This is a genomic window from Actinomadura sp. GC306, from assembly GCF_004348665.1.
In the GTDB taxonomy this organism is placed as follows: domain Bacteria; phylum Actinomycetota; class Actinomycetes; order Streptosporangiales; family Streptosporangiaceae; genus Spirillospora.
In genome coordinates this window covers 1-15,304 of sequence record NZ_SMKM01000006.1, presented here as the reverse complement: position 1 = coordinate 15,304, position 15,304 = coordinate 1, and the positions used below count along the sequence as shown (strand labels likewise).

Annotated in this window: 8 protein-coding genes, 1 tRNA gene and 1 pseudogene; 5 read left to right on the top strand and 5 right to left on the bottom strand. The window is 65.0% G+C overall.

Annotated elements, in window-relative coordinates:
- Positions 1-89: 89 nt before the first annotated feature.
- A complete protein-coding gene (locus E1200_RS01775; RefSeq protein ID WP_131949976.1) occupies positions 90-659 on the bottom strand; it encodes a hypothetical protein in 570 nt (189 codons plus the stop codon).
- Positions 622-9,660 carry a DNRLRE domain-containing protein gene (locus E1200_RS01770; RefSeq protein WP_165950160.1) on the bottom strand — a complete coding sequence of 3,013 codons (9,039 nt, stop codon included), beginning with the start codon at positions 9,658-9,660 and terminating at the stop codon, positions 622-624. The genes E1200_RS01775 and E1200_RS01770 overlap by 38 nt, the downstream gene beginning before the upstream one ends.
- 137 nt (positions 9,661-9,797) lie before the next feature.
- Between E1200_RS01770 and E1200_RS01765 the strand changes: the two genes are divergently transcribed.
- The 4 genes and pseudogenes from E1200_RS01765 (at position 9,798) to E1200_RS01750 (ending at position 12,918) form a co-directional block, all read left to right on the top strand.
- On the top strand, positions 9,798-10,019 hold the full coding sequence (locus E1200_RS01765; RefSeq protein ID WP_131949974.1) for a hypothetical protein: 222 nt from the start codon (positions 9,798-9,800) through the stop codon (positions 10,017-10,019).
- Between the two features lie 482 nt (positions 10,020-10,501).
- Positions 10,502-10,672, top strand: a pseudogene (locus tag E1200_RS34595) (IS3 family transposase); the annotation flags it as partial.
- Positions 10,673-11,217: 545 nt separating this feature from the next.
- A complete protein-coding gene (locus E1200_RS01755) occupies positions 11,218-11,469 on the top strand; it encodes a helix-turn-helix domain-containing protein (protein ID WP_131949972.1) in 252 nt (83 codons plus the stop codon).
- Between the two features lie 27 nt (positions 11,470-11,496).
- Positions 11,497-12,918, top strand: a complete 1,422-nt coding sequence (locus tag E1200_RS01750; RefSeq protein WP_131949971.1) for a site-specific integrase — start codon at positions 11,497-11,499, stop codon at positions 12,916-12,918.
- Positions 12,919-13,105: 187 nt separating this feature from the next.
- On the opposite strand, the gene E1200_RS01745 is transcribed toward E1200_RS01750, so the two are convergent.
- Positions 13,106-13,177: transfer RNA gene (locus tag E1200_RS01745), tRNA-Val, on the bottom strand.
- A 67-nt stretch (positions 13,178-13,244) separates the two neighbouring features.
- Positions 13,245-13,658 carry a TIGR02611 family protein gene (locus E1200_RS01740; protein WP_243708287.1) on the bottom strand — a complete coding sequence of 138 codons (414 nt, stop codon included), beginning with the start codon at positions 13,656-13,658 and terminating at the stop codon, positions 13,245-13,247.
- 276 nt (positions 13,659-13,934) lie between these two features.
- Here E1200_RS01740 and E1200_RS01735 point away from each other — a divergent pair, with 276 nt between their 5' ends.
- Positions 13,935-14,348 carry an SsgA family sporulation/cell division regulator gene (locus E1200_RS01735; protein WP_131949970.1) on the top strand — a complete coding sequence of 138 codons (414 nt, stop codon included), beginning with the start codon at positions 13,935-13,937 and terminating at the stop codon, positions 14,346-14,348.
- Between the two features lies 1 nt (position 14,349).
- Here the strand turns inward: E1200_RS01735 and sthA are convergent.
- Positions 14,350-15,304 (bottom strand): Si-specific NAD(P)(+) transhydrogenase (gene sthA, locus E1200_RS01730; protein ID WP_131949969.1); only part of this gene is annotated, 955 nt, incomplete at its 5' end.

Here is a 15,304-nt window from a genome sequence, read left to right as displayed (position 1 = left end):
GAGCCACTACCGTTCTGTGGTCGGACCTTCTTCAGAGCAGTTTCTCACCAGACACGCCCTCCTGATCTCAGGCGTCTCCGGCTGGAGCCCTAGTCAGCTATTTGACGCACACGATGGCTACTCGGGAAGTCGTCAGGAAAGATTGGACACCGAATCGTCTGATCCATGACTCCCACCAGAAATTCCGTCATACCTTTCGGATATTCCCAAAAGACGATGCTATCCGTGATGACCGTCGGCCACAAATTTGGATCCTCGCCGATTGTATGCCAAAGACAAAGATCTCCATTCCAAGTACTCCCCCACAACAAGAGACCACCAGGCTCAGGGTAGACGGCGAACCGAACTCTTTCTTCCTCTCCGTCGACGGCGGCAACGTCCTCCAGTCCACCCATTTCGTCGATCATGTACTTTAAAGGACTCAGCGTCGCCACCGTGTCATGTCGGTTCTCCTCAGCATCCGATCCAGGATGAAAGACACCAACAAATTGACCGAACTCTAGAGTTCGATAGACGTCAAACACATCCTTGTAATCACTGGGGAGTTGCAGACCCAAGGCCGCTTCAAAAGCAGGCCAGTCGACTCTGATCGGCGGTTGGCTCGGCGGACCAACCAGGCGCTCAAGGTCTACAATGGACACCATCAGCCACTCTTCCATTTATCGGAGACGGACTATTCCATACACATTTATCGAAGCTAATCCCCGGAGCACCATCGCGACTCCTCCCTCTGGCGATCATACGAAACGCGTCGGGAGTAATGTCACCCCTTCGATAGATTGGAATTACGGTGTAGTCGACGATCTGCCCCCCCTTAACTGCCTTTCTTACTTGACTTTCAAGTCTTTTCATTCCAGAATTATTAGTCGGATTGTGCACGCAGGTCACGAGATTATTCGGATCTTTACCGCTCCCCCCGAGCCTGGCGGCGATCAGATGGCAGCGAGCATACTTGTACGCCTTTCCCCTGAACGGGTCCATCGGAGAATTGGTTGGGCGTCCATGTTCGTCCTGCGGCCACCCTGGAGGAAAAATGGTGGTCTCTGCCGGACTGCCCTTATCGACATCAGTAGGCTTGCAGTAGATAGCGTGGGCTGGCGTATGGTAACCCCCGTCACCGATGAACCTCCCGTAGTCCTTTTTGTGTACACAGCCGTCGTCATCGCCATCCGTGGTGGTGCTGGGCCCATCTGTTGAGGGGGTGTCCGGTCGTGCGTTCTGGGGTTCGAGTGCGTTTTGCACGTCCCTGAGCGTTCCGGCGGTGTTCTGGGCGCCGGTGGCGACCTTGACGACCTTCTCCGCGTTGTCGCGGATCTTGTCGATGACCTTCTGTCCGACTCCGGGGCGGGACGGGGGGCGAGGGGCGTAGGTGTCCCTGGCCTTGCGAGCGAGGGTCCGCTGGATCTGTGCGGGTGACGGCCTCGGCGGTCGCGGACGGGCTATTCCAGGCCGTGCCATGCCCGGCCGCGCAAGTGCGCCGACGGTGCCGCCTCCACCTCCACCGCCGCCTCCTGTGCCGCGCCATGGAGTTACCGGAGAGTACGGGGGGAAGGTGGGAACGTCCCACACGCTGTAAGGAGTCTCGGCACTCCTACTCCATGGCCACCTCCAACTCCAGTCCCAGGACGGCCAGGTGTAAGTCGGCGGATTCTGCTGGTAGGCCTGGGAGACGGCCAGTGCCCCGGCGAGGGCGACCGCAAGGCCCACGAAGGCGAGGGCGGCTGCATGTCCCGTTGGGTCGGTGTAGTTGAGCGGAGCGGCATTGGCGTAGGTGTAGCGGTTGGCTTGGACGCTGGGGTCGGGCTCGAGGGTCCAGTCGTCGCGGCTGGCGAAGCTACCGGTGCCGGGGGTGTACCAGCGGGCGTGCATGTTGACGCGGCCGCTGGCAGGGTCGGTGTATTCGCCCTGGTATCCGAGAAGGGTGCCCGTGCCGGCCTGTGCGATCGTTCCGCCGTAGGGGTCATAGGCGGTGGAGCCGGCGAGAGCGGTGATGGCCGGGTCGTACAGCGCGGTGAGGTCCTGGTGGCGATCCGACAGCGCGTGGTAAGCCTGGCCATCCTGTTTCACGCTGAGTAGTTCGCCATCGGGAGTTCGCTGGTATCCGGACGTGACCATCCCGGTGTCATCGGTGACCGCGGTGACGTCGTTCTCCTGTGTGGCATAGACGAAGTTCGTCGCGCCGGAGTCACCGGTTCGTGTGGCGATGCGGTCCAGTGCGTCGTAGCGGTAGTCGACCGTGCCTTCCTGTATCAGCCGGTCGAAGGCGTCGAACTTCTGGCCAGTGCCGCCGATCGTCTTCAGCGTGCCGCGGCCGGTGTAGGTGTAGCCGCTCGTTCCGTCGGAGGTCAGGCGGTTGCGTTCGTCGTAGGTGTAGGTGGTGGCACCCGCTTTGGTGCGGTTACCGGAGGCGTCCCATTCGTAGTCGGTCTCCGTCCCGGACGGGGCGACCCATTGGGTGAGGCGGCCCGCCCGGTCGTAGGCGTAGGTGTTCGTGCCCGCTCCGATGGTTCCGGTGGTGGTCTTCTCGGTGAGCCTGTCGTCGAGGTCGTAGCCGTAGGAGGTGGTCGCCAGGGGCGTCCCGGTGGAGGACGTCAGTTCGTCGGAGGTGATCCGGTCGAGATCGTCGTAGCCGTACGTCCGGGTTCCGGTGTTTCCGCCGTTCTGTGTGCTGATGGCGTTGAGGCGACCGGCGTCATCATAGGTGCGTGTGGAGAAGCCCCCGGTAATGGCGTCGCTGGTGGTGACGATCTGGTCCTCACCGTTCCAGGTCAGAGAGGTCTGGCCCGCGGGATCGGTGCGCTGCTGGAGGCGGCCGTTGGCGTCATAGGCGAAATGGGCGGTCTTGCCTCCAGGGCTGATGCTGCTGAGCAGTTGTCCGCGGTCGTTGTAGGTGAACAAGAGATCTGCGACGGGGCCGGAGATGCGCAACCGGCGTCCGGCCAGGTCGTAGCCGAACCGCTTCTCCAGTGTCGGTGCCTCGGCTCCGGTGCCGGTCTGCTCGGTGAGCCGGTTCAGCTGGTCGAAGGTGCGGGTGACGGTGACGCCGCCCGGCTTGGCCTCGTGGACAGGGTTGCCCGTGGCGTCGTAGCTGGTGGTCCACGTGCGATCGGCGTTGTCTCCGTGCGCGGCGGTGGACGGTTCGATCGTCTTTTCCGGGAGGCCGAGGGTGTTGTAGGTGGTGATGGTGGAGTTGCCCCGGCCATCGGTCAGGCGGGTGCGCTGCCCCGTGGCGTCGTAGCCGAAGCCGGTTTCGATGGTGCCGGTCGCCGAGACCGGTTCCGTGAGTGTCGTGAGCCGGTCGAGGGCGTCGTAAGCCCGGTAAGTGGTGTGGCCTTCGGGGCTCGTCTCACTGATCCGGTTGCCGGCTGCGTCGTACTCGTATCCGTAGGTGCGAATGGTGTTTCCGGCCGCGTCGACGTCGCGTGTTTTGATCTGTCGTCCGGCGTGGTCGAATTCCGCGATGACGCTGACGCCCAGAGGATCGGTGACCTTGGTCAGTCGTCCGGCCAGGTCGTAGGCGAGTTCGGTCGTGTGGCCGCGGGAGTTGGTGACCGCGGTGATGTCCCCGGCTCCGCTGACGGTGTATTCGGTGCTGTCCCCGGCCGGGCGGGTGCGTGAGGTGAGGTTCCCGGCGTCGTCATAGGCGAGCTCGGTGGTGTAGGCGGCCGGTACGGGGTATCGGTCGATTTCCGTATGGGTGATCTGCCTGCCGAGGTCGTCGTAAGTCGCCTCGGTCCGGATCCCGGTGGGGCCGGTCGCCGACAGCTGTTCGCCAGCCAGGTCGTACTCGAACTTCCATTCGCCGGGACGGTTCTCGTTGGCCAACTGGGGCTCTTCGAGTCGGGTCTGTCGTCCCAGCGCGTCATAGTAGAGGCGGGTCGTACCGCCTCGGGCGTCGGTCTGCTCGGTAAGCCGACCGGCCGCGTCATACTCCATGGTGATGGTGGGAATGATCGTCGAACCCACAGGCGGGTCGTACGAGGGCTGGTGTGTCGAGACTGGGCGGCCGGCCTTGTCATAGGAGTTGGTGACGGTGCGGCCCTCGGGGTCAGTCACGTGAGTCTGCTCGCCCGCGGTGTTGTATCCGTACCGGGTTGCAGGACGGGTGGTGACGCCCGGTTCTCCGTTGCGTTCGACCTGGACAGCGGGTTCGAGGCGCTCCTTCAGTTGCCCGGCGGCGTCGTACCGCATTGTGGTGGTGTACGTGGTGGGATCGACTCCAACCGCGTTGCCTCGCGGGTCGACGATCTGGGTGACCAGCCCTCGCTGATCTCGGGTGAGGGACGTGACGACGCTGTCGTCGCCATTCTCGATGGACTGCCGGACGGGCCGGTCCATCGGGTCGTACCCGTAATCTGCGGTCTCCTGGCGTTCGGAGTCCGCACCGCTCCGGACCGTCCTGATCACGTTGTTGTCGGGGTCAAGGTCGTAGTCGGTACGGCGGGCGGCCCCGTCCGGGTCGACGGTTTCGGCGATGAGTTGCCCGACCTGGTCGTACTCGTAGTCGGTACGGTGCTTGCCTCCGCCCGTCACGTGGGACACAAGATGACCGGCACCGTCATAGGAGCGGCTTTCTACCACCACGTCCCTGGGAGTGGCAGAGTCGTTGACCTTGACCCCGGTGGCGATGACCTGGGCGAGCCGGTCGTCGCCGTAGTAGGTGTAGGCCTTCGTACGTCCCATAGCGTCGGTGTGGGAGCCCAGGCGGCCGCCGGGATCGTAGGCGTAGGAGTCCAGGATCACATCGGTGGCCGGGCTCGGGTCGTCCGGGTTCCCCACCCATTCCTGCAAGGTCCGGGTGGTCAGTTGACCGCGCAAGTCGTAGGCGAAGGCATATCGCGTACCGCTCTTGTCAGTCAGTTTCGTGCGCGCGCCCGTGGCGTCATACTCATAGCCCTCCGTGCCGCCTTCCGGGTCAGTGATGGTCTCGACCTGGCCGTGGGCGTTGTAGCCGTAGGTGGTGCGGCGTTCGGGATCCCCGCCGGTGAGGTCGCTCAACGTCTCGGTGAGCTTGTTGCCGTCGGCGTCGTAGGAGAAGCGAGTGTCAGGGGTGTGGGTGGCGCCGCTGACCTCGTTCTCCACCGCGGGTTTGGTCACCCGCAGGAGGTGGCCACGTCCGTCGTATCCATAGGTCGTGGTGACGCCCTGGGGATGTGCATCCGTGATCTCGGTGCTGCTGATCACCCTGCCGATCGCGTCGTATCCGAACCTGGTGACCTTGCCGGCCGCGTCGGTCGTCGAGAGCAGGTCTCCGGCGGAGCTGTAGGCATAGGTTTGGGCCGTCCCGCCATTGGCCTTGCTGCGGCGCTTCAGGAGCCCGGCGGGCTGGGTGCCGCCGCCTTCCGCGGCTTCGGTGCCGTCGGTGTAGCTGTAGGCGATGCCTCGGAAGGGATAGTCGTCCGTCGCCGGCCAGAGCTCCGCGGTCTGCTGACCGTGGACGTCGTACTCCCAGACGGTGGTGTACGGGCTCGCATACGGGTTGACGGTACGGCCGTCTGCGCGCTGGGTCAGCTGGTCATTCCGCGGATCGAACGCGTCGTCCGGATTGAGGTAGTAGTTCCAGTACTGGGCATGGCAGGTATCGACATCGGCGCAGCGCTGTTCGTACCGTTTGTTGCCGCGCTCGTCGAACCACAGGTTCGTTTCGTTCCCGTTGGCATCGGTGATCTTGCCGAGTTGGCCGTTGGTGTCGTAGGCGTACGTTGTGGTCTTGCCCAGCTGGTCGGTTTCGGAGATGAGCCTGTTCCCGCGCAACGGCTCGTACACATACTTGAGCATCCCGTTCCGCGGGTCCTTGACCTCGATGGTCCGCTCGAGGTCGTCGACCTTCCCGGAGTAGACCGGAGCACGGATCTCCCAGGTGCCTCCGTTCGCATCGACATGCTCGACCAACCGGTCGGTGTCGACGTCGTAGGCGTTCACGGCCTGGACGCGGCCACTCGGTTTGGTCACCTTGGTCAATTGCTTTGTTGTGTGCCGGGCATCGTAGTGCGCGCGAACGGCCGGCAGCCCCAGCGGCCTGTCGTAGATGGCTACTTCGTCCAGATCACCGGCGAAGTCGAACCAGCCAGAAGTGGGCGGTGTCTGAGCCCACCCCTTGGTGGTGTATCCACTTCCTATATAAACATAAGGCTCATTAAGGTGGTCGATCGTCCCGTTGAGGGTGCCGACCTTCTGGCCATCCAGGTAGAGGGTCTGCGAACTTCCCTGACCCGACAGGACTGCATGATGCCATTGCCCGTTGTTGACCGCACCGGCGGAGGTGAGCACGTTGGTATTGCTGCCGTTCCAGAACTGACCACGCAACTTGCCGTCTGCACCGACGTAAAGAGCCGGGGTGTACTTGTTGGCCTGAGACCCGTACATGGCGTTCTGGTATGACAGGATCACGCCCTGTCCGGTGGTCCTGAACCAGGCCTCGACAGCAAGATAACCGCCTTCCCGGCTGATGTAGCGGTCCGGCATCCGTACACGGCTGTCGGATCCGTTAAATCCCACCGCTCTGTCCGAGGTCCCGGCCAGGGCACCGGGCCGCCCCAGGGTGAGGCTGGTGGCTCCACCATTGTCAGTGCCCAGGTTCCCCGCGACGGCACTGGAGATCACCCGGCCACTGGACTCGTTCAACCGCCAGTAGGAGGTCGGATTGTCGTCGAGAACCGTACTTCGATAGTGAGAGCCGTCCTCGTACTCGTAGGTTGTGCACTCGGTCGCCGAGGTAGGTGGGCACACCTTCGTCAAGGTGTCATCGGTATAGCCATAGGTCCATGTCAGCGCTTCACCGTTGACGGGATCGGTGCTGACGGCGGTTACATGGCCTCCCGTCCAAGTGAAGGACAGTGACCGTCCGCTGGGGACCGTGACCTTGGACAGCTTCCCATCGGTCCCGTACTGCAGGTTCTGGCTACGACCCCTGTGGTCGGTGATCCGGGTCAGCTTCCCGGCGTCATCGAAGAGGTAACTGGTCGAGCCCTTGTCCATCAGTTTCCATCCGCCGCCCGTCACCGCGGCGAATGTCGCCTGCCGGGCGGGCGGCGGGGTGAACGTGCCGTCGGTGTTCTTGGCGAACCGGACCTCCTGGCCGTCCGGATAAGTCACGACCACGTTGCCGGTCCCGTCGGCGTCCGGGACGACCTTCATGTCGAACCGGGTCGTCCATCCGGCACCGAAAGCGTGCGAAGTCCGTGGGTCAAGGCTGTTGTAGGTCCGCACCACCGATAGAGGCGGACCCACGTTCGCGACTGCGGCATCGGTGACCGTGGTGGTGTAGTTGCCAGCCTGATGGTCGAACTCCTGCTGATCCGACGCCGGGCTCGCCAGATGCGAGGTTATGGCGGGTTGCTCCACAGCGGTGAGCAGCTTGTACAAGGGGCTGTCAGTAGCGGTTCCGCCACTGTCGCTGACCCGCACCATCCAGTAGTATTCCTTGCCCCATTGCAGCTTTCCCGCCGGGACGGTCCATTTCGGAGTGTCCTGCCAGGGAGAACTTTCACACCATTCCCAGTCGATCCACGGCGGGGCGCATATAGTGAACTGATAATTGACGTTCGCCGAGGGCCAGGCGTCTACCGATTCGGCCTCGGCGAACAGCTCAGGGCGCAGGGTCCCGACTCGGTGATTGTTCTTGGGGAACATCTCCTTCAGTTTCGATGGGATGTCCGGGACCGTCACCGACAGCGCCGCGGTGCGCGGGACTCCCCATTGCGAGAACAGCACGCCCGAGCTGGTGTTCAGCATGTCGAACTTGATCGTCCACGTACCCGGCGGCAGCGGATTGATCTTTGTATTTATCGTCACGGTCTCGCCGTTGGACACGGTCTGGGGGACCGGCGTCTCGGCGGGCCTGTGGTAAATCTGTCTACCCGATTTGTCGAATACACCGTAGGTCAACCGGTAGCCGGCGGAGGCCGTCCAGGCGTCATGGCCCTTATTCTTGACCTTTACCTTCACATAGCCGGCTTGGTTGTTCAGTACAGGCGGGTCTACCTTGGGCGGGTTCTCGGCGAACGCGTAGGCCGCGTTGTACGGGCTGTAGGTGATGACCAGGTAGGGGCCGTTCGCCGACTCGCGGCTTCCGAACTTCTTCCATCCGTAACTACTCTTCGTCGATGCACGCACCGTCAGGCCGTAGTTGGGCTTGGTCTTGTTGACCCACCCCTGGACAAGACTGTCACCAGCAGACCCAAGGTCGATGCTCTGCCACTTGGCCGGGCACGCACTGCTCCCGGCCCCCTCCGCGATGAACCCGTTCGCAAAGCTCTTGGAGGTGAGCGCCGATCCGTAGTTGGGGCCCGGATAGGCCGCCAGTTCGGACTGCGCCCACCGCTGGGTTACCCCGTGCACGGTCACCGGGGTCTTCGTACATGAATACGACCACCAGTTGTAGATGTTCAGGTTGACGTCGTAGACCTTGCTGTAGGCAAGCTCATTGTCGACCTGAGTGAACGCCAGGTAGGTCGCTGCCTTTGTGGAACCACCGTTGTAGGTTCCCGCTTTGAGTTCGGCCTCCGCGTAAGGGCTAGAACCATAACCGGTCTGCACATAGGTGTCGTGCGTGGCTCCGTAGTTCCACACGGCGGTCGGGTCAACCGTCACGGGGTACACCCGGTCCGGGTCCTCCAACCACTCGCGGTCAGCGGACACCTTCAGGGCCCAGCTGCCGCCACGCTGCTCCAGCGCGTAGTTCACCTCGTCCGAGCGGGCCGCATCACCGGACTTGGGGTGAATCTTGGAGTCGACCATGAACCCGTGCGGAATGTGCGCGACAACGATCCCGGCACCATCCAGGAGCTCGACACTGCCGTCGGCCGCCAGCCGTGGCGCCACCCCTTCGGTGCGCAGCGGGAACACCCACTCGGAGGGCGCATCCCGGGAGTGGAGGACGATCTCCTCCTTGACACTGGCGCCATTCAGGACCTGTAGCTTGAGATCCGCGTCCGGCCGCACTCTTTGGTAGAGGATGGAGTCGCCCTTGACCTGACCGGTCACATCGCCGGCACCCTCCACTCCGAACCCGAACCGTTTTCCCTGCCCCAGTTCGATGGACGCCAAGTCCGTACCGGCCGCACGCGCCGAGAGGTCTACACGGCTCCCGTCCGCCTTGTTTCGAAAGCGCCCGTTGCCTGATGGCGTCAGGGTGGAGTCGATCGGCTGCCACGACCCATCAGAAGCCTGGTAGTTGACCGGACGCGTGTTGTACTTCGCGGTCCAGGTACCGTCAGGATTCTTGTACTGCGTGCCGAAGCGCGTTCTCCGCGCCGGACTTTCAACGCTCTTCTTCGGATCGAACCCCGTGACTTCGACCGGCTCCGGCTCGGATATCCGCCGCGTCTGCGGGGGCTTCGCCCGCTTGCCCTTGACGTCCTTCACGACCTTGGGCGTGTGCGGCTTCTCCAGGCCCGGTGCACCCTTGGGCCGACGGGGCATCCGCTTTGTCCGGTCGTTGCCAGCGGCAGTCTGCCCTGTCGTCACGCGGTGGGACTTGCCCTTGGCCGAGCCCGTACGCTGCACAGGCGTTTCGACGTTCGCCGCCGACATAGCTCCGGGTGGAACAACATTTCCGCTGGCCCCAAGCGAGAGGACCAGAGAAGCGGCGACAACAACGGCGGTGAAACGCGCCGTCGTCCGGTTCGACAACCGCTCGAAGAAACGAACGCCGCGCACAGAAAATCGCCTCCGACACCGACTCGCATCAACACACCGTCGACGCCGGAGACACGCATGGCACAGGGTTTCGAACACCCCAATCCGTGCCCGCCAGCTCATACGTCGCTTCGAACACATGGAGAGTAGGCCGACCCATGAACGCCACGCAAGATCGTCTAGGAAACGGAATGATCACAAACAGCCACGAACAGCAGCCTTACCAGTTTTTATCAAAAAGTGAGCATCCTACGTTGTTGACAAACGAGTCCGCCCATGCAGTCCGCCAGGTAAAAACAGCACGACAATATGTGATCACCAGTGCGGGGGGAGCGAGCATTTCGTTGGATCGCCACGCGCTCAGCCTCGATATTTCGTGAGGTTGGTTGGGTCGCGGAGCGACCCAACCGTTTATTGGTTCTCGGTGGCGGGTCACCGGTTGGGCCCGCCTGTCGCGTCGGGTGGGCGGGGTTCCACGGGCCCCGGTTTTCTCCTTCCTGGTGTTGATGGGACGGCTCGTGCTGGTCAGGGCGCCGGGAGCATCTACAGCCGGGTGATCGCGGCGGCGATCAGGCCGCTCCAGGTCCAGTAGCGGGCCAGCCGGAGCCGGAGCCGTCTGCCGCCCCGTGCCAGGCATGCGGCGGTCGAGGAGCCCCGCAGGCGCAGGCGTTTAGCCCAGGCCGGACCGCGAGCGTTACGGGCGATCCGCGAGGCCCGCTCGTCCGCACGCGCGCGGGCGTGGGTACTGGCCGGCGAGCACGTCCCCGGCGTCCCGGGTCTTCTCGTCACCGCCGGCGCAACCCCGTTGCGCGGCCGCTGGGGCCGCACCGCCGGCCGGCGCCCCATCCGGCCGTCGCTGACGGCGGCCGAGCAGGAGCCGGTGCTGGCCGTCCTGCGCTCGGACGGTTTCGTCAACAGGTCCCCCGCCCAGGTGTGGGCGGTACTGCTCGACGAGGGCACCTACTTGTCCTCGATCTCGACCATGTACCGGCTGCTGCGCCGGGCCGGGGAGGTCCGCGAACGGCGCCGGCAGAGGTGGAGGGCACCGATGTGGTTGCGGTCGTCGGGGGTCCTACGGCGAACCGGTGGAAGCAATCGCACCCGCGTGCAGCAGCCGGCATGATCTCGACGATGACATGCGGCTCCAGTTGGCCCCTCGCCGTCCTGCCCCACATAGACCCGCCCACGAGTTCCTAGACCTGAGCCTTCACGCCCCTCAGCGCCAACCTGCCACGTCATCGCCTGAACAGTGGACCTGCGGACGCAGCTTCGGACCGCGCTCGGCCCGAAACCCGTATATGTCACTTACACCATTACTTGCCCCGTGCCGCCACAGCCCACGGCGAGTCGGGCGGCGACAGCCTCGTGAGCGCGAAGAGGACGAGGCTGAACGGTCGGCGCGTGGCTGACGTTGATCAACCGACACGCGTTCGACAGTAGCGTTCCAACTACTCTCTGTGTAAAGTCCTGGGCAAGGTCGTCAAACTCTCGTGAAAGGGCGCTGTCCGGCCCACGAAGAGAGCTGCACGGGCGAGCCTGCATGGCGGCGCGTCCGGCGGCACGTTGACGAGGCGAGGTATGCCCTTGCGGAACGACCGGGTCCCACATCGTAATGAGCGCAGAGCCGAGGGCGTCCGGCTCTACACACCCGCCGAAGCGGCGGACGTCCTGCAGGTCCGGGAGTCCTGGCTGAGGAAGAAGGCCAGCGCGCGGGCCGTCCCGTGCACGTTCATCGGCAAGCACCTGCGGTTCAGCGACCAGGACATCGACGCGATCATCGCGGCCGGCGCCAAGCGGCCGATCGTCCAGCGGCGGCGCGGCCGGGCCTGATCTTCGATTACCGAGAAGGAGTGTGTCATGGCGTATGCCGAAAAGCGCGGCAACAAGTGGCGGGTCCGGTACGTGCGGCCGGACGGGAGCACCGCGTCGCAGTCGGGCTTCGACACCAAGCAGGCCGCCCTGCACTGGGGAGAAGAACAGGAAGCCGGTATCCGGCGACATATGTGGAACGATCCCCGTGCCGGAGCGGCGTTACTGGCCGACTGGGTCGAGCTGTGGTGGGCCGGGCAGGACCTAGAGGCCACCACCGAAGCCAAGTACCGGTACCTGATCGACCACCACATCGTCCCCGCCTTCGGGAACCGTCCCGTCAGCACCTTCACCAGCCCAGAAGAGATCGTCGCATGGGAGAAACGCACTCGGACCCGTGGGTTCTCGCACCGTACGGCAGCCGACGCCCGATCGCTGCTTGGCACGATCCTGGGCGATGCCAAAGAACGGGGCATGGTCGCGTCCAACGTCGCGGTGAAGCGGCGGGGGCGCGGACGTAAGCGCACCCGGCGGACCATCGCCGTACGCGGGCCGGAGAAGGTGTGGGCTACGTCCCTGCAGGCCCTGCTGCTCGCTGAGCGGTGCGCGTTGCTTTCGGGACGCGATGACGACTTCGTCCTGATCATCCTCACCGCTTACACCGGCATGCGTTGGGGCGAGGCCCACGGGCTGGAGCGGCCCGCGTGCCGACTGGACCGCATCCAGATCGACTGGCAGTTGCGCGAACTGGCCGGACGGCTGGAGATGGTGCCGCCCAAGGACGACTCGCACCGGCCCGTGGACCTGCCACCTTTTCTGACGGCCCTGGTGTCCGCCCAGAGCACGCGGACACGAGGCCGCTGCGGCTGCCCGGGGCGGACGCCTGCGTGCGGGGGTCGCGGGCAGTTCCTGTTCCTCAGCCCCGACGGCGGGCACCATCGGCGGTCCAACTACGCCCGCCGGATCTTCCAACCGGCGGCCGACGGCCGCTACCCCGGCGGGACCCGGCAGGCCGGCAAGCGCATCCTGGTCGAGACGACCGCATGGCCTGGGGTGCCGATCCCACCCTGGCCCGACGCCGTGCCCGGGCAGCCGTTCGTCCCGCCTCGTGGTAAGGGAATCCGCGTCGTGGACGAGGACTCCTCCCCTGCGGTGTGGCTGCCGCTGGTCGAAGGGCTCACCCCGCATGGGCTGCGGCACAGCCACAAGACCTGGATGCTCGAAGACGGCGTTCCGGAAGTGCTTCAGGCCGAACGGCTCGGGCACACGCTTCCGGGCATCCGAGGCGTGTACTCCCACGTCTCCGACACCATGCGGGACGGACTCAAGGTCAAACTCCAGCGGCGGTGGGAGAAATCGCTGGCGCAGCGGCGCGAGTACGGAGCGACATCGCCAGTGCCGGTGCTGAACCGGCTGTTGGAAGCCGCCCGGACGAAGGGCACTGCCCGCGGGCACCTCGCCAGCGCATAGAACGGAAGCATCGATACGGGGGTGGGCGGTCGCCGTCCATCCCCGTTTCCGCGACTACGGACTGTGACAGTGACCGGGAGGCTTCCGGTGACCTCGTTCGGGTGGGAGGAAGATGATCTCCCAGAATCCTCCCAGTTGATCACTCAGGCCCTGCCGCCGATGTGCGGGAGGGCCTGTGTAGTAAGGGTGGGCGATACTGGGTTCGAACCAGTGACCTCTTCGGTGTGAACGAAGCGCTCTCCCACTGAGCTAATCGCCCGGGCGGGCCCGGGGCCCGACGTCGGAAACTCTAGCGCATGTTGCGGGTCGCGTGTGCATCGCGCACGTCAGGTCCAGAAGGCTGGGTTCTCTATATGCCAGGGGACCTTGAGGCCGTAGAGGGCGAGGTAGGCGGTCGCGGCGGCGGCGACGAGGATGGTGGTCACCGTGCCGAGGATGATGTTGCGGCGGCGACGGCGGGGGTTGAAGGCCTGTTGCTTGGCGCGGTCGGCGGCGGCCTTGGCGCGGTGGAGGGCGCGCTGGGCCCAGGCGAACTCGGTGGAGAGAATCGCGAGGCCGACGACGATGCCGAGGAGGCCGGGGCCGGGGGTGACCATCATGACCAGGCCGCAGGCGAGGACGGTGGAGCCGCCGGTGAAGACGCCCGCGCGCCAGGCGGTGTGCAGGAGGGGGTTGCGCCGGATCCGCTCGCGGAACCTGTGGTGACGCCCCCGCGCATTGTTTTCCTGTTTGATCGTCACGGTTTTACCCCAAGCCAGTGGTCCGGCCGCCCGGGACGTTAGATTACCGTGCCGATCCTCCCACGCGACGGTGGCCCCGTGGGGGGAAGATCCACCTTTGCGCAGGTCAGGCGGCGGTTTTGCTACGGTGAGATGGATCACAGTCGCCGGGGACGCAGGAATGTTCGGCCGAGATCAGGCAGTTAGGCGTCATAGATCGCGGGGATGTCCCGGTACAGGGAGAAGCACCACCGGCCTCCCCGCGAGGCAGCGGGACCGACGTTAGAGGGAATGGCCATGAACAGCAGCACGACCGTCTCAGCAGAGCTGGGCCTTCGTCTCGTCGTCCCCGACCGCACGACCGTGCCCCTGCTGGCCGGGCTGGAGTACGCGGCCGACGACCCGTACGCGATCCGGATGGCGTTCTACGTGGGCGACGACGAGCCGGTGGAGTGGATCTTCGCTCGGGAGCTCCTGACGGTCGGCATCGTGCGCAGGGTCGGGGAGGGGGACGTGGAGGTCTGGCCGGGGGCCGATGACGGCACCCTGCACATCGCGCTCTCGTCCCCGTTCGGGGACGCGTTGTTCGAGGTGCCGCTGCCGGCGCTCGCCGACTTCCTGCACCGGACGTACCAGGCGGTGCCCGCGGGCGAGGAGTGCGAGTTCATCGACATCGACGCCGAGCTGGAGAACCTGCTCTGGCCGTCGTAGGTCACTCGGTGAGGCGCGCGATGTGGCGCATCTTGTTCGTCGCGTCCAGGGCGGCGACCTTGTAGGACTCGGCCAAAGTGGGGTAGTTGAAGACCGCGTTGACCAGGTAGTCCACGGTGCCGCCGCAGCCCATGACCGTCTGCCCGATGTGGACGAGCTCCGTGGCGCCCGTGCCGAACACGTGGACGCCCAGGAGGCGGCGGTCCTCGGGTGAGACGAGGAGTTTCAGCATCCCGTAGGAGTCCCCGATGATCTGGCCGCGGGCGAGTTCGCGGTAGCGGGAGACGCCCACCTCGAAGGGGATCTTGGCTTCGGTGAGGGCGTCCTCGGTGCGGCCGACGAAGCTGATCTCGGGGATCGTGTAGATGCCGATCGGCTGGGTCCCGTGCATCTCGGAGACGGGTTCGCCGCAGGCGTGGTGGGCGGCGAGGCGGCCCTGCTCCATGGACGTCGCGGCGAGGGACGGGAAGCCGATCACGTCGCCGACGGCGTAGATGTGCGGGACCTCGGTGCGGTATTCGCCGTCCACCTTGATGCGCCCGCGGTGGTCGGCGGCCAGGCCGGCGGCGTCCAGGCAGAGGTCGTCGGTCATGCCGTGCCGGCCGGCGGAGTACATGACGGTGTCGGCGGGGATGCGCTTGCCGCTCTCCAGGACGGTGATCGCGCCCTGCGGCATCCGCTCGACGGACGCGACGCTCTCCCGGAACCGGAACGTGACGGCCAGGTCGCGCAGGTGGTACTTCAGCGCCTCGACGATCTCCAGGTCGCAGAAGTCGAGCATGCGCTCGCGGCGTTCGACGACGGTGACCTTGGTGCCGAGGGCCGCGAACATCGAGGCGTACTCGATGCCGATGACGCCGGCGCCGACGACGACCATCGTCTCGGGGATGCGGTCCATGTTGATGATGCCGTCGGAGTCGATGACCGTCCGGTCGTCGAACTCGACGGTGTCGGGG

What these genes read in the sequence shown, in the direction of transcription:
- E1200_RS01775 (WP_131949976.1), bottom strand. Translation starts at nt 659, where the DNA reads ATGGAAGAGTGGCTGATGGTGTCCATTGTAGACCTTGAGCGCCTGGTT.
- E1200_RS01765 (WP_131949974.1), top strand. Translation starts at nt 9,798, where the DNA reads ATGAACGCCACGCAAGATCGTCTAGGAAACGGAATGATCACAAACAGC.
- E1200_RS01755 (WP_131949972.1), top strand. Translation starts at nt 11,218, where the DNA reads ATGCCCTTGCGGAACGACCGGGTCCCACATCGTAATGAGCGCAGAGCC.
- E1200_RS01750 (WP_131949971.1), top strand. Translation starts at nt 11,497, where the DNA reads ATGGCGTATGCCGAAAAGCGCGGCAACAAGTGGCGGGTCCGGTACGTG.
- E1200_RS01735 (WP_131949970.1), top strand. Translation starts at nt 13,935, where the DNA reads ATGAACAGCAGCACGACCGTCTCAGCAGAGCTGGGCCTTCGTCTCGTC.